This window comes from Bacillus sp. H1a, from assembly GCF_000633475.1.
GTDB classification, from domain to species: domain Bacteria; phylum Bacillota; class Bacilli; order Bacillales; family Bacillaceae_G; genus Bacillus_A; species Bacillus_A paramycoides.
The window spans coordinates 1-17,181 of sequence record NZ_AYMH01000030.1 but is presented as its reverse complement, the minus strand read 5'-3'; the positions used below and the strand labels follow the sequence as shown (position 1 = coordinate 17,181).

The 17,181-nt window shown below is 36.1% G+C and carries 17 protein-coding genes; 7 read left to right on the top strand and 10 right to left on the bottom strand.

Going from position 1 to position 17,181, the window contains the following annotated elements; all coding sequences use genetic code 11:
* Positions 1 to 20 precede the first annotated feature (20 nt).
* Positions 21 to 761 (top strand): bis(5'-nucleosyl)-tetraphosphatase PrpE, encoded by a 741-nt coding sequence (prpE, locus tag U860_RS0114780; protein WP_025149147.1) that lies wholly within the window; start codon positions 21 to 23, stop codon positions 759 to 761.
* Positions 762 to 1,211: 450 nt separating this feature from the next.
* Positions 1,212 to 2,639 carry a peptidase G2 autoproteolytic cleavage domain-containing protein gene (locus tag U860_RS35140; RefSeq protein WP_240184473.1) on the top strand — a complete coding sequence of 476 codons (1,428 nt, stop codon included), beginning with the start codon at positions 1,212 to 1,214 and terminating at the stop codon, positions 2,637 to 2,639.
* Positions 2,640 to 2,686: 47 nt separating this feature from the next.
* Here the strand turns inward: U860_RS35140 and U860_RS0114770 are convergent, their stop codons facing one another.
* The 4 genes from U860_RS0114770 to U860_RS0114755 are packed head-to-tail and all read right to left on the bottom strand — an operon-like array spanning position 2,687 to position 5,452.
* Positions 2,687 to 3,580: an RluA family pseudouridine synthase gene (locus U860_RS0114770; protein WP_025149145.1), complete on the bottom strand. Its 894-nt coding sequence runs from the start codon at positions 3,578 to 3,580 to the stop codon at positions 2,687 to 2,689.
* A 15-nt stretch (positions 3,581 to 3,595) separates the two neighbouring features.
* Positions 3,596 to 4,393: an NAD kinase gene (locus U860_RS0114765; protein WP_002170850.1), complete on the bottom strand. Its 798-nt coding sequence runs from the start codon at positions 4,391 to 4,393 to the stop codon at positions 3,596 to 3,598.
* Positions 4,394 to 4,411: 18 nt separating this feature from the next.
* Positions 4,412 to 5,050, bottom strand: coding sequence for a GTP pyrophosphokinase family protein (locus tag U860_RS0114760; RefSeq protein ID WP_025149144.1), 639 nt, complete (start codon positions 5,048 to 5,050; stop codon positions 4,412 to 4,414).
* Between the two features lie 30 nt (positions 5,051 to 5,080).
* On the bottom strand, positions 5,081 to 5,452 hold the full coding sequence (locus tag U860_RS0114755) for a hypothetical protein (protein WP_025149143.1): 372 nt from the start codon (positions 5,450 to 5,452) through the stop codon (positions 5,081 to 5,083).
* 144 nt (positions 5,453 to 5,596) lie between these two features.
* Between U860_RS0114755 and U860_RS0114750 the strand changes: the two genes are divergently transcribed.
* The 4 genes from U860_RS0114750 to U860_RS35915 all read left to right on the top strand — a co-directional run bounded on the left by U860_RS0114750 (position 5,597) and on the right by U860_RS35915 (position 8,050).
* Complete coding sequence (locus tag U860_RS0114750) at positions 5,597 to 6,175, top strand: CYTH domain-containing protein (protein ID WP_025149142.1); 579 nt, start codon at positions 5,597 to 5,599, stop codon at positions 6,173 to 6,175.
* A 185-nt stretch (positions 6,176 to 6,360) separates the two neighbouring features.
* Positions 6,361 to 6,759 (top strand): group 2 hemoglobin yjbI, encoded by a 399-nt coding sequence (locus U860_RS0114745; RefSeq protein WP_002170846.1) that lies wholly within the window; start codon positions 6,361 to 6,363, stop codon positions 6,757 to 6,759.
* Positions 6,759 to 7,646 carry a ClpXP adapter SpxH family protein gene (locus tag U860_RS0114740; protein ID WP_025149141.1) on the top strand — a complete coding sequence of 296 codons (888 nt, stop codon included), beginning with the start codon at positions 6,759 to 6,761 and terminating at the stop codon, positions 7,644 to 7,646. Before U860_RS0114745 ends, U860_RS0114740 begins: the two co-directional genes overlap by 1 nt.
* Before the next feature lie 230 nt (positions 7,647 to 7,876).
* The gene (locus U860_RS35915) at positions 7,877 to 8,050 is read left to right on the top strand and encodes a hypothetical protein (RefSeq protein ID WP_081806736.1); all 174 of its coding nucleotides are present in this window, start codon (positions 7,877 to 7,879) and stop codon (positions 8,048 to 8,050) included.
* A gap of 152 nt (positions 8,051 to 8,202) precedes the next feature.
* Here U860_RS35915 and pepF read toward each other — a convergent pair whose 3' ends face one another.
* The 4 genes from pepF to mecA all read right to left on the bottom strand — a co-directional run bounded on the left by pepF (position 8,203) and on the right by mecA (position 13,706).
* Entirely contained in the window at positions 8,203 to 10,029 is a 1,827-nt protein-coding gene (pepF, locus tag U860_RS0114730; RefSeq protein ID WP_025149140.1) for an oligoendopeptidase F, read from the bottom strand.
* A 50-nt stretch (positions 10,030 to 10,079) separates the two neighbouring features.
* Positions 10,080 to 11,324: a competence protein CoiA family protein gene (locus tag U860_RS0114725; protein WP_025149139.1), complete on the bottom strand. Its 1,245-nt coding sequence runs from the start codon at positions 11,322 to 11,324 to the stop codon at positions 10,080 to 10,082.
* An 81-nt stretch (positions 11,325 to 11,405) separates the two neighbouring features.
* Positions 11,406 to 12,950 (bottom strand): cardiolipin synthase, encoded by a 1,545-nt coding sequence (locus U860_RS0114720; RefSeq protein WP_025149138.1) that lies wholly within the window; start codon positions 12,948 to 12,950, stop codon positions 11,406 to 11,408.
* Positions 12,951 to 13,022: 72 nt separating this feature from the next.
* Positions 13,023 to 13,706 (bottom strand): adaptor protein MecA, encoded by a 684-nt coding sequence (mecA, locus tag U860_RS0114715; RefSeq protein WP_025149137.1) that lies wholly within the window; start codon positions 13,704 to 13,706, stop codon positions 13,023 to 13,025.
* A 436-nt stretch (positions 13,707 to 14,142) separates the two neighbouring features.
* On the opposite strand from mecA, the gene U860_RS0114710 reads away from it, so the two are divergent.
* Complete coding sequence (locus U860_RS0114710; RefSeq protein ID WP_025149136.1) at positions 14,143 to 14,817, top strand: TerC family protein; 675 nt, start codon at positions 14,143 to 14,145, stop codon at positions 14,815 to 14,817.
* 49 nt (positions 14,818 to 14,866) lie between these two features.
* Here U860_RS0114710 and spx read toward each other — a convergent pair whose 3' ends face one another.
* Both spx and U860_RS0114700 read right to left on the bottom strand, forming a co-directional pair.
* The gene (spx, locus tag U860_RS0114705) at positions 14,867 to 15,262 is read right to left on the bottom strand and encodes a transcriptional regulator Spx (protein ID WP_000258267.1); all 396 of its coding nucleotides are present in this window, start codon (positions 15,260 to 15,262) and stop codon (positions 14,867 to 14,869) included.
* Between the two features lie 578 nt (positions 15,263 to 15,840).
* Entirely contained in the window at positions 15,841 to 16,953 is a 1,113-nt protein-coding gene (locus U860_RS0114700; protein WP_025149135.1) for an RNA-guided endonuclease TnpB family protein, read from the bottom strand.
* Between the last annotated feature and the right edge of the window lie 228 nt (positions 16,954 to 17,181).

The following is a 17,181-nucleotide window of genomic DNA, read 5'->3' as shown; positions in this document are numbered from 1 at the left end:
AATGAGCTGGAGGTTTAAGTATGAAATATGACATTATAGGTGATATTCACGGATGCTTCCAAGAGTTTCAAGATTTAACAACGAAACTAGGGTATAGCTGGGATAGTGGTCTCCCAATTCATAACGCAAAACGAAAGCTTGCATTCGTTGGTGATATTACAGACCGAGGTCCTTATTCATTACGTATGATTGAAATTGTATGGGAGCTCGTAATAAATAGAAAAGATGCTTATTATGCGCCAGGGAATCACTGTAATAAACTGTATCGTTTCTTCCTTGGGCGTAATGTTACAATCGCTCATGGGCTCGAAACAACTGTTGCAGAATATGAAGCATTGCCTTCTAATAAGCAACAAATAATAAAAGAAAAATTCATTACTCTTTACGAACAATCACCGCTATATCACATACTGGATGAAAAAAAATTAATCGTCTGTCACGCTGGTATTCGGCAAGATTACATAGGAAGACAAGATAAAAAAGTACAAACATTTGTATTATATGGTGATATTACAGGCGAAAAACACCCTGACGGCTCACCTGTCCGCCGAGATTGGGCGAAAGAGTATAAGGGTGAAACATGGATTATTTATGGACATACACCTGTCCATGAACCCCGCTTTGTGAATCATACAGTCAATATTGATACCGGCGCTGTATTTGGTGGTAAACTAACTGGACTACGTTACCCTGAGATGGAGACTGTTTCTGTCCCTTCTTCCTTACCTTTTGTTCCTGAAAAGTTCCGCCCAATTTCATAAAGTGAAACTTTAATCAGTGGGGGTTTTGTTCATTCCCCACTGATTATTAGTTGAACCAATCGGGCTTTGACGGGCAGTTGATCTCCCACCTAACTTCTTTGCTTTACTTCCGAATTTTGAGGTGGGAGTCTTACTGCCCGTTAATGCGGGATAAATACCCCTATTGAATTCACAAGTAACAGAGAAAAATGGTGTTTTCTAGGCGTATCCCACACTAAAACTAGATAAAGCAATTAAAAAAAGATGCAGTAAAGTGCATCTTTTTTTAATTGTGCGGCATATACTGTCGCAGGAGGTGACGGAATGAAGAAAAAATCTTCTAAACAAAACAGAAACTTTTTCCCTTTATACCAGCCCATGTACGGAATTAACAACTGGTGCAGCATACGAGCTGCAGCTATTGAAAAGATAGAAGAACGAGAAGAAATAAAAAAAGAGAAAACGAGAGAAATGTATATCTCTTTAGAGAGTGCTGTTATGAAGCGCATTATAGATAACCGAAAAATAAAAGCACTACAAAAAAAGAAACATCTTTCTCATAAAAATGAGCCTACACTTGAGTCAAACAGTGTGCAAGAGAAAATAAAAAAAGAACTTCCTGAAACAATTAAAGAGAAAATCCAGACCGAACTTCCTGAAGCAATTAAAGAAAAAATCCAGACCGAACTTCCTGAAGCAATTAAAGAAAAAATCCAGACTGAACTTCCTGAAGCAATTAAAGAAAAAATCCAGACTGAACTTCCTGAAGCAATTAAAGAAAAAATCCAGACTGAACTTCCTGAAGCAATTAAAGAAAAAATCCAGACTGAAATCCCCGCCAATATTATACAGCAAGTAAAAAAAATAAAAGAAGTATTAACTTTAACCGATGACACAAAAAAAGAAGAACCTACTATCACTCAATCTCACATACCTTCACCTACTCCTTCAGAGAATAAAAAAGTGGCGAGATATGCATTTAAGGAGGGCCTTCACTCTACAGCTGACGGAATCGCTTCACATGCAGAAGGGCTTCTGACACATGCAACGGGTCCCTTTTCTCATGCAGAAGGATCAAAAACAAAGGCAACTGGACATAGTTCGCATAGTGAAGGAAGTGAAACGACAGCAGGCGGCTCTTATTCTCACGCGGAAGGAAAACATACGATTTCTTTAGGCGAAGCAGCACATGCAGAAGGAACCGCAACTATCGCTAACGGGTTCTCATCTCATGCGGAAGGAAATCATACATCAACAGCTAATTTTGCCGGTAGCCATATTATGGGGAAATTTGGTACAGCGGAAGAGGCTTATTCATGGTTTATTGCAAATGGGACAAATGAAACCGATCATAATATAGGTGCAAAATGGCTTGCTCATAATGGAGAAATGTATATCGATGGTGCTTCTTACAATGCAAGCGGGACTGATTATGCACAAATGTTTGAAACAGCAGATCATAACCCTATTGATGTCGGTTATTTCGTTACATTTAGTAGTGAAGAAAAAATTCGTATAGCTACTTCAAACGATTCATTCATATTAGGAATATCTAGTGCTACACCCGCTCTCATAGGGAATAGCGGTGCTTTAAGTTGGGCAAAGCGCTATAAAACAGATAGCTTCGGAAAACGTCAATATACACGTAAGGACACGCAAGAAATACTGCCTCTTTTAAATACAGAATGGGATCCAGCTTGCAAGTATATATCAAGACGAAATCGCACCGAGTGGCTTCCTATCGGATTAATTGGACAAATGTTAGTACGTGATGACGGTACTTGCGAAACACACGGATATTGTCGTCCAAATGATGACGGCATTGCTACAAAAGCTGAAAGTGGCTTTTTCGTTATAAAACGTACTAGTGAGAATCAAATTCTAATATTATTCCGCTAAGAAAAAAGGGAACAAAATTCTTATTGTATTAAGAATTTTGTTCCCTTTTAATTGTTACGTAAAGCATGTTGCATATCATCTGGAATGCTGGAAGTAAAAGTCATTTCCTTTTCTAAAATAGGATGATAAAACGTCAAAGACGTACTATGAAGCGCTTGGCGTTTCATCACATCTCTTTGTCCCCCGTATAAATCGTCTCCAAGTAGCGGATGTCCTATATGCGCCATATGTACACGGATTTGATGTGTTCTTCCTGTCTCGAGCTCAAGCGCTACACGCGTCTTATTAGGAAAACTCTCCATTACTTTAAAATGAGTAACAGCTCTTTGACCATCCTCACAGACAGTTCGCTCGATTATGCTATCCGCTTTTCGTCCGATTGGTGCGTCAATCGTTCCTACCTCTTCTAAAATCATTCCATGAACGATCGCTTCATACGTTCGTTTCACCCCTTTTTGTTGATGCTGCTTTGATAAAAGATGGTGAACGAATCGATTTTTCGCAATTAACATAAGCCCTGAAGTATCACGGTCTAGTCGCGTCACAATGTGCACTGTACTTGCGAGATGTTGTTTATCATAATGATATAAAAGAGCATTCGCAACACTTCCTGACGGATGCTCCCTAGACGGAATCGTTGACATATAAGCCTCTTTATTCATAACAAGCACTGCATCATCTTCATATACAATGCATAAAGGGATATTTTCCGCTATCATCCCTTCACTTCTTTCCTCCACTGGAAAGAAGACTTGTAACTCTTCACCTGCTTGTAACTTATGACGAACACTCGCATGTTCACCGTTCACTTCAATTGCTCCGCCATGAAACTTTATATCCGTTAATGCAGCTTTAGAAATCTCCTTTGTTTTTAAAAATTCTCTAACTAAGATTCCTTCTGCTACAGATTGTATAGTCCATTTCAATGTAAATCTGTTCAAATATATAAACCCTCTCTATTTATCTGCAACAAACGAGTCACGGACACGTTTCCAAAATGGGAACGGACGAAAACGAACAAACCGCACTTTCTCGTTCGCAACGCGATACTGAATTGATTTCACATCTTGATGAACCATCGTTAAATGATCCACCGTAATTTGCAAGTTCATTCCTGCAGCCGGCTTCAAAACGCATGTATGATGCTTCGGCAGTACGAGCGGCGAGCCTACTGTACGAAACACACGGTTGTTAATGGATGCCATTTCTGCAATTTGAATCGCTTCAATAGACGGGTGAATAATTGCTCCGCCAAGCGCTTTATTATACGCCGTACTTCCTGAAGGAGTAGAAATACAAAGACCATCTCCGCGAAACGTTTCAAAATACTCTCCGCGTATTTCCACTTCTGTTACTAATGTACCTTCTGCACTTTTTACAGTCGCTTCATTCATCGCCAAATACTGTGACTCTTTACTACCATTCACATAGCGAATAATCACTTCTAAAAGCGGGTATTCAACCACTTGGAATGGCGTTTTAGCGATTGCAATCACTAACTTTTCTACTTCTGTCGGTAACCAATCTGCATAGAAACCTAAATGACCTGTATGTACACCAACAAATGCGGTTTCATCTAATCGATTATAGTAACGATGAAATGCATATAAAAGCGTTCCATCTCCCCCAACAGAAATTACAATATCGGGTTCCTTTTCATCCATTATAAATCCAAAATCTAGCAAGTACTCTTTCATCGTACTTGCAAGTGTATCTGATGATTGATCTCCCTTTGACATAATTGCAAATTTCATCGCCCAACACCCTTTAGTTTATGATTCAGAATCTTTCGTTTCTTGCTTTCGTGAAAAAATCTTTTGTGCTTCTTGAATTTCAAGACGAATGGAAGACATTTCTTCATCTAATAAAAATGCCGCTTCCGCTGCACGTTGTAAGCGTATTTTAATATCTTCAGGAAAACGTCCACTATATTTGTAATTTAGAGAATGCTCAATCGTTGCCCAAAAATTCATTGCTAACGTACGTATTTGAATTTCAACTAATACTTTTTGCTCCCCCTGTATCGTTTGAACAGGATAACTAATGACAACGTGGTAAGAGCGATAGCCGCTGTCTTTCTTTTGCGTGACATAATCACGTTCTTCCACAATTTCAAAATCATTTCGTTTTCGAAGATATTCTACAACAGGCTTGATCTCATCAACAAATTGACACATCATTCGAAGGCCCGCGATGTCCTGCATATCTTCTCTTAGCCGATCAAGCGGTACATTTCTCTTCTCCGCTTTGTCAATAATACTTGCAACCGACTTTACCCTTCCTGTTACAAACTCAATTGGAGAATGCTCCGTTAACATTGCAAATTGAGTACGCATTCCTTTTAGTTTCACTTTTAGCTCTGCCACCGCTTGATGGTAAGGTGCTAAAAATTCTTCCCAATTACGATTCATTTCAACCACCACCAAAATCAATCCATTTGCTTATAGAAACACTTTTTCTACAGCAGTTACTAATTCTTCTCCGTAATTTGCATTACCTTCAATATTTTCAACTAAATATTCTACTTCTTCTTTTAATCCTTCTAATTCCATTTCAACATCATTCACGCGAATAAACATCGCTGTATCTTTATTCATCGCTTCATGCATTGCTTCCCAGCATGTATGTGGAATGCTTACATAAATGAAAGATGATTCGTTTTCTAAGATATATAAAAATGATAAATTGTCTGAGTCTACAAGTACGTGATTACGCGTACTTAACTCCTTTACCTCTATTTCAGTATTTTCCGCACAAAAAATAAGAGCATTCTCTCTCATTTCTACGCTCTTAACTTGGATTTTATTTTGCATGCTCGAACTCCTCCATCTCAACTTCCTGTCTTACTTAACAGTATTATTGTATCATAACATGGACGCAAACAAATAAAACATTGAACCAAATTTGTGAAAAAGCGATAATGTGTAAAGAATTATTTTTCAAAAGGAGCGCATACAATGACACAAGAAATTGAAATTGAATTTAAAAATATGGTTACAGAGGACGAATTCCAAACATTATGCAAATCTTTTTCTATTGAAGCATTTACAAAACAAGTGAATCACTACTTTGAAACGCCTCACTTTTCTTTAAAAGATGCGGGCTCTGCACTTCGTATTCGTCATAAAGATGGAACTTATACATTAACATTAAAACAACCTGCTGAAATTGGTTTATTAGAAACTCATCAGTCTGTAACAGAGAAAGAAGCTAATCTTATGATGGAAACAAACACAATTATTCAAGGCGCTGTAATGGATCAACTTCACAAATTACAAATCCCCGTTTCCTCTTTAACTTATATGGGTAGTTTAACAACAGAAAGAGCTGAAATATTATTTGAAGGCGGAACGCTTGTCTTTGATCATAGTTTCTATTACAATCACGATGATTATGAAATTGAATACGAAGTGCAAGATGAAAAGACTGGTAAAGCCGCATTTATGAGTTTACTAAAGCAACATAGCGTACCAGTTCGTCATACAAACAACAAAGTAAAACGCTTTTTCCTTGCCAAACAAAACAAAGCACGCTAAAGTGAAAATTCCATTAGTGAAGAAGCAATTCACCAGTGACTATGTTTCACCTTTTAGAAAAGAAAAAGATTTATTAGCAACTTATAGAATAAGCAAAGAATGTTATGAAGGCTGTTTAGTTGCTCTTCATAACATTCCATTGCTACAATAGATATACATTTCATGGAAAAAGGAGTTTATAAAGGATGAGCAAGCAACCGATGACACCATTTGAAGCAATTGGCGGTGAACAATGCATTGCAACATTAGTGGATACATTTTATTCCTATGTCAGTGAACACCCTGACTTATCTCCGATCTTCCCGGATGATTTAACAGAAACCGCTAGGAAGCAAAAACAATTTTTAACACAATATTTAGGTGGTCCTAATTTATACACTGAAGAACATGGGCATCCTATGCTAAGAGCACGCCATCTCCCGTTTGAGATTACTCCAAAACGAGCAGAAGCTTGGCTATCATGTATGGAGCAAGCAATGAATGATACAGGAGTGCACGGTCATATAAGAGAGTTTGTTTTTGAACGTTTAGCATTAACTGCTCAACATATGGTTAATACTCCAAATGAAACAGGTGAAGTGTAATGGATAAGCAGGAAGCTAAGCATATGCCTTCTCCTTCCACATGCGAACATAAATCTGTAGAAGCATATTTATTTATCGATCCACTTTGTAAAGATTGCTGGGATATCGAGCCATTTATTATTAAACTATGGCTTGAATATGGGAAATACTTCTCGATTCGTCATATAGTAACAGGAAAAGTGGACGGAGCAAATGCTTCCTCACACAAATGGAATAAACCTGCTAATATTCGATTTGTGTGGGAAAAAACAACAAGTTTACAAGGCTTTTCATGTGATGGAAAGGTACATATGCAAGATGCATCGTCAACACCGTATTTAGTTTCGATGGCAATTAAGGCGGCGGAGTTGCAAGGCCGAAAAGCAGGTTCGAAGTTTTTGCGAAAACTCCAAGAATACATTTTGCTTAAAAATGTATCAAACCCTGACGGTGAATTATTACTTACATGTGCTAAAGATAGCGGTATTGATGTTGAGGAATTTAAAAAAGATTTACATTCCATTAGTGCAAAAAAAGCTTTCCAATGTGACCTGAAATTCACAAATGAGATGCACATTACAGAAATTCCTTCCCTCGTATTTTTCCATGCAAATTCAGATGAGGAAGGCATTAAAATCGCAGGGATTTATTCCTATGATGTATACGTACAGCTATTGAAAGAACTTGTGAAATGCGAGATTGAGCCAGAACCATTACCGCCTTTAGAGGTATTACTAGAAGTAACACAATTTATTTCTTCGAAGGAAATCTCATTTATATATGACTGCTCTCAGCAAGAAATAGAACGCGAACTCAAAAAATTACTACTAAAACGAAAAGTACAAATGATTGAAGTAAAGTGCGAACGTTATTGGAAATGGATTACAGAAGAAAAAGACCTGGTGTAAACACCAGGTCTTTTTCTTTACGGCTTATAAAAATATTAAAGGGGATGGGAGAAATTTTCACGTTCAAACAAAGGGGTATATGTTTGTATGTGAATTCGTTCACGCTTATTATATTACAAGATTCGACGTCAGATGACAACCCCTTTTGTCGAATTTCACACTTTTGTCACATTCTAAACGTTTTCATTCCTGAATAAGCTATAGAAAAAGCAATTTAGGAGGTGTTCTTTATGAAAAAGTCTCATATTTTCCTTATCTTTCTAGGCGTTATTGTTTCTTTTCTCTTGTATATCCTCTCTCTATTACAAGCTTTTCCTAAAATTATTGCCTTACCTCTTTTATTCGGAGTTATCGTCATCGCTCTCTCTTATTTCAACCGTAGAAAACGGTTCAAACGATTTTAACTACAAAAATAAGTCACGAAACCTCTTCTAATTTAGAAAAAAATAAGCGAAACCTCATCGTTTTTCGACAAATAACGACAAATTCAACACATATCTGAATCAATGTTCAAAACAATAAAAAAGACGAGGAATTTCATCCTCGTCTTTTTTAATTACTTCTCTTCAAATAGTAGCGCTTCTAATTCGTTTAACTTTTCTTCAAATACTTGTAATGCTTCTCTTACAGGTTCTGGCGATGCCATATCTACTCCTGCTTTTTTCAACACTTCAATTGGATAATCAGAGCTTCCCGCTTTTAAGAATTGGTTAATGTAACGTTCTACTGCTGGTTCCCCTTCTTCTAATATTTGTTTTGATAAAGCTGTTGCCGCGCTAAATCCTGTTGCGTATTGATATACGTAATAGTTGTAATAGAAGTGCGGAATACGAGACCATTCTAACCCAATTTCTTTATCGATTACTAAAGCATCACCGAAATATTTCTTATTTAAATCGTAGTAAATCTCCGTTAACATATCTGGAGTAACGGCATGTCCTTCTTGTACTTTCTTATGAATGATATGCTCGAACTCTGCAAACATTGTTTGACGGAATACAGTACCGCGGAATCCTTCTAAATAGTGATTTAATAAATATAGACGCTCTTTCTTATCTTCTGTCGTCTTCAATAAGTAATCATTTAAAAGTGCTTCATTACAAGTTGATGCTACTTCTGCTACGAAAATTGAATAATCACCATATACGTGCGGCTGTGTCTTTCTTGTATAGTAACTATGCACAGAATGACCAAACTCATGAGCAAGCGTAAATAAGTTATTCACATTATCATGCCAGTTCATTAAAATATACGGATTTGTTCCGTATGCACCAGATGAATATGCACCGCTTCGTTTTCCTTTATTCTCATACACATCTACCCAGCGATTTTCATATGCTTCTTTCAAAATTTCAACATATTCATCACCAAGTACATGTAAAGATTTCAATAACATTTCTTGCGCTTCTTCATACTTCACATTCATTTTCACTTCTGGTACAAGTGGTGTATATAAATCGTACATATGAAGCTCATCCAGACCTAGAACACGCTTACGAATATCAATGTAGCGATGTAGTAAGTGTAAATTATCATTTACTGATTCAATAAGTTGATCATATACCGCCTCAGGAATATTATTATTACTTAATGCAGCTTGACGTGCAGAATCGTATTTACGAACACGTGCATTGAAATTATTACGTTTCACTGCACCACTTAACGTACTTGCAAATGTATTTTTATATTTTCCATACGTTTCATAAACAGCTTCGAATGCATCCTGGCGAACACGACGATCATCACTTTCTAAAAACTGAATGTAACGACCATGTGTTATTTCTACTTCTTCTCCATCCTCACCTTTAATAGATGGGAATTTCAAATCCGCATTATTCAACATTCCGAATGTATTACTTGATGCACTCATCACTTCAGATGCTTCTGCTAATAAAGCTTCTTCTGCTTCAGATAATACGTGTGGACGTTGGCGTGTAATTTCTTCTAATGCATGCTCATATACACTTAGTTCTCTATTTTCTTGTAAGAAAGCTTGTAACGTATCTTCTGAAATGGATAAGATTTCAGGCACGATATACGCTGTGCTACTAGATACTTGTGAATATAAATTTGTCGCACGATCATTTAATGCTTGATACACAGAATTTGTTGTATCTTGATCGTAACGCATATGAGCATATGTATATAGCTTACCTAATCGCATTGAAATTTCATCTTCATATTGCAGCGCCTCAAGTAAATTACTTGCAGATCCACCAAGTTTCCCTTTGAATTCAGTTAACTTCGGTAATAGCTCTTTAATAGCTTGGAATTCTTTTTCCCATTCTGCATCTGTTTGGAAAATATCTTCTAATCGCCATGTGTTTGCTTCTTCAATCTCATTGCGATCTGGTAATGATCTTACTGTATTTTGTTCAGCCATTCTTTAAGCCCTCCTTTAAATATCTCTACTTAAGTACAATTCGATTTTTCTTATGTAATTCCTTCACGATCAGTCTTTATTATATCCCCTTTTCCTTCTCTCATGTTGTACTTTGTCTCAAATAGAGATAGTGCATGCGCTAAGCAAATTTCATCATATTTCATAATTTCTGCCTCTGTTTTTAACATAACAATATCTCTTATTTTTCGATACTTATAAGTACCTACTTTATTTAACACACCTGCATCACATAAAAATGTCATATACTCTGCAACTGCTATCTTCCATATTTGTTGTGCAAAATACGGAAGTAGACGCCTCTTCGTATATTTTGCTACATAATTATATACGTATTGAAGGGAAATATACTCCCCCACCTTAAGCTTACCTATGCACTTCATATAAAGAGAAGCTTGCCATATAAATGGATTTGTTTGAAAAGCAAATGAGGATGGAAGAGGAACACCAATTTCAGAAGGAAAACTCGCTGGGGTAAATTTGAATTGATATAGAACTCGTAGTAGTGACTTATGATTATAATTCCAAATAGGTAAAGCATTCTTCCGAAAATATTGCTTTTTATGCGTCCATTCTTGTTCTAATCGTTTTTTTTGAAATGGAACTGGCTGAAGAAGATTTTCAAGACTAATAGTACGAAAAGGTAAATAAATAGTATGTGAGAAATAAATATTTGAAGAAAATGCGGTTATAAATACACATTTCATAAATGCTTTTTGCTTTGGACAAAAAAAGAAGAGTAATGGCTGAGGATAAGACTGTAGACAAAAAGAATGAAACGAAGATAACGAAAACCAATAAGCGGAATGCCTTTTCAGTTGATTTCCGCCTAATATCCATATTACTTGTATACCTGCTTTCCAATACGATAATGTTCGCTTGAATAATTGCTCCGCGCATAACGCAGCACATTGATATTCAATAGCAATCTTTCTCCCGTCTCTTTCTATAAACAGATCTGGGCGCTGACGAATCTCTGGAAGATAATGTTCAATTTCCACATGACAACTTTGCGTCTTTAACCATCTATATAGCAACTCTTTACCGTGCATATGATACACAGATTCTGCTTCATAAAACGCAAGGCATGAATCTACTTTCTTATGAGCAAAATGCCAGCTCTTCTGTTTTCCTAATTTCATTTGCACTTCCTTTCCGCAAGCTGTACAAAAGAATCTTTCTTGGTTACGCATATCGCGTAAGCGCTCTTCATCCCGGTTATATAATAGATGAATTTTTTCTCCGTTTTCTCTCCTTGCAATAAACACCGCAATCACACCCTTTCAGCTTCTTGTATTCTACAAATTACTACAAATTCCTTTTTAAAAAAGAGATGTCCTAATTTAGGACATCCCTTTCTATAATAAAGGCGATAATAACCGATACGCCGATTCAACAATTCGTCTATGAAGACGCCTTTTATGAAAGCGATCGACATGAATTTCACTTGATTCTTCTAAATCATCTTTAAAATCTTGAACGAGCTTTCGAATGCTATCTGTATCATATAAAAAGGCATTTACTTCAAAGTTTAAGTGAAAACTTCTCATATCCATATTAGCTGTCCCAATTGAAGCTAAATCAGAATCAACGATGACAACTTTACTATGAAGAAAACCTTTTTCATATTCATATATTTTTACTCCTGCATCTAATAACTCCGGAAAGTACGATCTTGATGCATAAAAGACAGTACGCTTATCCGGCTTACTTGGCATTAACAAACGAACATCAATACCAGCAAGTGCAGCTACTTTTAATGCAGATAAAATATCATCATCTGGAATAAAGTATGGTGTTGCAATCCAAATCGATTTCCGAGCCGAAGCAATCATTGTAAAATATAAATGTTTAATTGTTTCCCATTTATTATCTGGTCCACCTGCAACAAGTTGTACTCCGCCCCAATGATCACCCTCAACTGCTTTCGCTTGTAAATATTCAGGTGCTAATACTGCCTCACCAGTCATATAAAACCAATCTTGAAGGAAAATTAGCTGTAAACTTTGAACTGCTTCACCGCGCAAATATAAATGTGTATCTCGCCAAAAACCGAAATATTTATCCTTACCTAAATATTCATCTCCAATATTTAATCCACCTACAAACCCTTCATTTCCATCAATAATAACGATTTTTCGGTGGTTTCGATAATTAATTTTATCGTTTAAAATCGGAAAGCGCACAGGGAAAAATGGAATCATTTCTACTCCTGCATCATTCAATTCTTCAATATACGAATTTGATAATTTAAAACTTCCAACCGCGTCATATAAAAAACGAACGACAACGCCTTCTTTTGATTTTTTTATTAAAATATCTTTAATTTCTGTACCTAGCTTATCATCACGCACAATGTAATATTCCATATGAATGTGATGTTTCGCCCGATTTAACCCATCTAAAATCGCCTGAAACGTTTCATCTCCATTTGTTAATGTCCTCGTTTCAGTTTGAAATGAAATATTTAAAGCACCCAGTCGATCTGCTAAGCGAAATAACAATTCTTGATGCTTATGTTCTCGCAAAATCCGTTCCTCATAATCTTCGTGTCCCTTATATTGTAAAAACGCCTGTTCATCGAGTAACGCCTTCTTTTGGAACATTCTTTTCCTACGAAAGTTTTGTCCAAATAATAAATAAGCAAAGAAACCGAACACTGGAAAAATACCTAGTACGATTAACCATGTAAGTGTTTTAGACGGGTGGCGGTTTTCTAAGAAAATAACACAACCAATTAAAAACGCAGAAACCGTAAATAAAATACTAATAATACCTAAAATTGAAATGTTTTTTATCCCAATTACATCCGAATAAAATGCTACATCAATAAACATACGTAACGAAACAAATAATGCGAACAATAATAGAAAAAAGAAAAGTAGTTTTAACGTATTTTTCATCTCTTACCTCCTTACTAAGAAAGCTTTCCTATGCTTCATAAAAAAAGCCGATTTCATACTATAGAAATCGGCCTACGTCTTAGCAGGAAAATGATTACGAATTGTCTCAAGCGCACGCTCTTTCACAACTTGTTTTCCATACTCACTTAAGCGGTGAATCGTTAGAGTAGATTCTTCTCCATATTCTAAAATAATACTTAAAATACGATCAATTTCTTCCTCATCATGTAGCACTTCATCAAACTCTACATATACATAATAGCGGTCCTCAAATGAATACAGCTCATCTTTTATATCTTCAAAGATAAGACGATGACTTAATGAAATTACATCTTCAAAATCACTAAACTTAATTAAAAAGCCAAACGTACCATCTTCATTAAAGTTTGTACCTGCTGGTTCCACTACCTCTTCCTCTAATTCTTGCTGGAATAATGATTCGATTCCTTCATCTAGAGGAATATCTATAATTTTGTCTACACCTATTGGTAGTTCTAACTTTTGTCCATCCTTTGAAAGCTGTGCTTTCGTTACAAGCACTTCAATTCCTTTGTCAACTGCTTGCACTTGAATCCATAACGGTCCATCAATAAAGAAATCGTCATGATCGCGAGCTTCATCCATCATTTCCCAAAAAAGTTCTTCACTTCGTTCGCGGTCATACCAAATCTCTTCACGGTTAAATCCTCTATCCTCTATATCAACGTACGTAATAAAAAATTTCATCGTATGATCGTTAATTCTTTCAATATCCAAAATACAACTCTCCCTTCCTGTTTAGAATTGTTATGAAGGGATTCCCCACTCATATGACAAATCAATAGATTCTTGTACTTTCATTTTATGATAAGATTCTCCAGAATGGAAATAAAATCGATTTATTTTACAAAAATAGTTATATGCCTACCTTCATTCAGCTGCTTACATAAAGTAAAACTTTAATCAGTGGGGGTTTTGTTCATCTTCAGATGATTAGCCCCCAGATAGCGTGACAAATATATCATGACACCAATTCACTGTTCACAAAAAATTTGGACATACATTTCCATATTCGCCCGTACACTGTAATAAAGTGAAACATCTATTAGAGGAGATTATTTAGTCCCCCAAGTACGCGGGAAAACCTAGACAAACTTTCTTCATCACATACATATATTTCGCTTATTAAAACATCATAAATGGAGGCAGACGAATGGACTTAGAGTTTTTAACATCTGTACTAATGATTGTCGGTATCGATGTTGTACTAGGTGGCGATAACGCAATTGTCATCGCACTAGCTAGCCGAAATTTACCTGAAAAAAAACGAAATAAAGCCATTTTGATTGGTACTATTTTAGCAATTGTGCTACGAATTCTCCTCACAATACTAGCCGTCTATTTACTCGATATCCCATTCTTACAACTCATTGGCGGAATTTTACTCACATTAATCGCGGTAAATTTACTAACTGATAATAACAATGACCTTTCTTCTATCCAAGGAAAAACGACTTTATTCCAAGCTGTACGTACAATTGTATTCGCAGATCTCGTTATGGGGTTTGATAATGTTCTTGCCATTGCAGGAGCAGCTCACGGAAGATTTTTACTCGTAATAATCGGTTTATTTATTTCTATCCCGATTATCATTTGGGGAAGCAAACTTATTTTAATACTCATGGAACGCTTTCCATTTCTCATTTATGGCGGGGCAGCAGTTCTCTCCTATACAGCAGGAAAAATGATTACACACGAAGACAGACTTGCAACGTTTTTCTATCATAATCCTAGTTTTACCACCGGCATCCCTTATTTGTTCATTTTCACCGTTTTATGTATAGGCTTTATCGTTCAACAGATTCGATTACGAAATGTTAAACAGTAAAAAAAACCTTCTACTATATAATAGGTAGAAGGTTTTCATATTATTATAATTAATTTACAAGACGTTGTGCTTCACGTAATTGGAACGTTCTTACTGTACGTGGTAAGAAACGACGGATCTCGTCTTCGTTGTAACCTACTTGAAGGCGTTTTTCGTCAATCATAATTGGACGACGTAAAATACCCGGATAGTCACGAATCATCTTATATAAATCTTGAAGTGGTAAAGATTCTAAGTTCACATTCAATTCTTGGAAAACTTTTGAACGAGTAGAAATAATCTCATCCGTTCCGCTTTCTGTCATACGTAAAATTTCTTTAATTTCCTCAATCGTTAATGGATCTGAGAAAATATTACGTTCTGTATAAGGAATATGATTTTCCTCTAGCCATAATTTCGCCTTTCTACAAGACGTACAGCTTGGAGAACTATATAATGTTACCATACAAAGCTCACTCTCCTTAAAGAGTACAAATTCTGTATTAATTACAGTTTAAATTTCTAACTTCAGCAATTCTTCACAATAACTTGTCTTATAGCAAAGTAAAAAAATCGCAGTTCATGTAAGCAACAACTTATTACAAACAACAATTACTTTTAATAAGTAACTTCTATAATCATTATACAATAGTTTTTGCAAGAAATATACAGTAAATTTACTGCTAGTTGAGAAAACTCTTCCTTGTATTCCACTGCTATGCAACATGATTACACTCACTTTAACTGTCCTTTAACAACGATCTCTAACCCTTTTGATACTTGCTTTCTACAATAATTTTCACTTGATATACAATTACATTTTCATAATCTTCCCCTATCAAAAAGATAACGTTTTCTTACCTTTTTCCAACAAAACAATTGAGAAATGTAAGACTCTCAAGGGTGAACTACCCACCACTTAGTATCTCTTACGAGCTTACTTGAAGTGGGGGCTTCTCGGTTAATCGTTACTTTTAATAGCTAACGAATTCGTCCTAGGACAGCCGAGCTAACTCCCTTGTTCCAAAGGTTATTTTGTGCTATTTATGCCAACGCTAATAAGCGTATGGCTTCCTTTTTGATATTGATAGCCGCGTTATAGTCACGACCTATTGTTAGTCCACAAGAACACTCATACGTGCGTTCAGATAGTGACATATCTTTTCTGCTTCCACAACTACTACACATTTTTGTAGAAGGAAACCACTTATCTATTTTTACAAGTTGTTTTCCTTGTTCTTGTAGCTTATATGCTAAAAATGTCGTGAACATCCTCCAACCGTTGTCCGCAACACTTTTACCAAAGCGAAGTGCTCCTGACATTCCTTTCATATGTAAGTCTTCTATTGCTACAACGTCAAAATTCGTAGCCAATTCTTTGGACTTATGATGAAGGAAATTCTTACGTTGATTTGCGACCTTTTCATGCAACTTAGCTACACGAACGCGTTGTTTATTCCAACGCTCTGAACCTTTCACACGTCTTGCTAATACTCGTTGTGCGTTTGCTAATCGGTCTAACATCTGACGATAAAAGCGAGGATAATTGGCTTTCTCATCTTCGCTACTCACGTACAATTCAGCCATTGCGAAGTCTAATCCAATCACACTTTCTACTTCTCTTTGAACGATTTCCTTTTCATATTCAGTCAAGACAGACACGTAATACTTACCAGTTGGTGTCATTGAAATCGTGCATGATTTGATGATATGGTTTTGCGGTATCTCTCTATGCTGCTTCAGTCGCACCATTTTCAATTTCGGTAATTTGATATAACCATGAAATAACATAATATTTCCGTTTACCCTATTCGTTGTATATGATTTTCTACTTTTTCTACTTTTGAATGTAGGAAAATCACTTTGCCCACTAAAAAAATTCTTATACGCGGTTTGCAAGTTTAGTTGAGCATTTGCCAACGCTAATGAATCGACTTCCTTCAACCATTCATACTCTGCTTTGTATTTCGCAGGAGTAGGTAATTTTTGTTTCTTTAGTTCTTCCTTGTTCTCTTTGTACTTTTCATATACTTCTTTCCGTTCAGCCAGCATTTTGTTATACACAAAGCGTACACACCCGAAAGTTTTACGTATCAGATATGCCTGTTCTTCTGTTGGATACAGACGAAATTTGTACGCCTTATTATGCTTTTTCATATCAGTTCATCTCACTTTCGCCTTGATTTCCCATAAACTGTTTTACTTTATCTATGGCGAGCCACCAAAGGTGATAGCACAACATGAACACTGCGTCATTATTATCTAATTTCATTGTTATACCAAACTTTATCTCTTATAAGACTGATTATATCAGAGGCGAAATAAATAGAAAAAACAATTTTTTTGGCTACACCAAACCGAAATTCATCTCCCACCTACCGTTGG

What these genes read in the sequence shown, in the direction of transcription:
- U860_RS0114710 (WP_025149136.1), top strand. Translation starts at nt 14,143, where the DNA reads ATGGACTTAGAGTTTTTAACATCTGTACTAATGATTGTCGGTATCGAT.
- U860_RS0114765 (WP_002170850.1), bottom strand. Translation starts at nt 4,393, where the DNA reads ATGAAATTTGCAATTATGTCAAAGGGAGATCAATCATCAGATACACTT.
- U860_RS0114745 (WP_002170846.1), top strand. Translation starts at nt 6,361, where the DNA reads ATGAGCAAGCAACCGATGACACCATTTGAAGCAATTGGCGGTGAACAA.
- U860_RS0114700 (WP_025149135.1), bottom strand. Translation starts at nt 16,953, where the DNA reads ATGAAAAAGCATAATAAGGCGTACAAATTTCGTCTGTATCCAACAGAA.
- prpE (WP_025149147.1), top strand. Translation starts at nt 21, where the DNA reads ATGAAATATGACATTATAGGTGATATTCACGGATGCTTCCAAGAGTTT.
- U860_RS0114755 (WP_025149143.1), bottom strand. Translation starts at nt 5,452, where the DNA reads ATGCAAAATAAAATCCAAGTTAAGAGCGTAGAAATGAGAGAGAATGCT.
- U860_RS0114750 (WP_025149142.1), top strand. Translation starts at nt 5,597, where the DNA reads ATGACACAAGAAATTGAAATTGAATTTAAAAATATGGTTACAGAGGAC.
- U860_RS0114720 (WP_025149138.1), bottom strand. Translation starts at nt 12,950, where the DNA reads ATGAAAAATACGTTAAAACTACTTTTCTTTTTTCTATTATTGTTCGCA.
- pepF (WP_025149140.1), bottom strand. Translation starts at nt 10,029, where the DNA reads ATGGCTGAACAAAATACAGTAAGATCATTACCAGATCGCAATGAGATT.
- U860_RS0114760 (WP_025149144.1), bottom strand. Translation starts at nt 5,050, where the DNA reads ATGAATCGTAATTGGGAAGAATTTTTAGCACCTTACCATCAAGCGGTG.
- spx (WP_000258267.1), bottom strand. Translation starts at nt 15,262, where the DNA reads ATGGTAACATTATATAGTTCTCCAAGCTGTACGTCTTGTAGAAAGGCG.
- U860_RS35140 (WP_240184473.1), top strand. Translation starts at nt 1,212, where the DNA reads ATGTATATCTCTTTAGAGAGTGCTGTTATGAAGCGCATTATAGATAAC.
- U860_RS0114740 (WP_025149141.1), top strand. Translation starts at nt 6,759, where the DNA reads ATGGATAAGCAGGAAGCTAAGCATATGCCTTCTCCTTCCACATGCGAA.
- U860_RS35915 (WP_081806736.1), top strand. Translation starts at nt 7,877, where the DNA reads ATGAAAAAGTCTCATATTTTCCTTATCTTTCTAGGCGTTATTGTTTCT.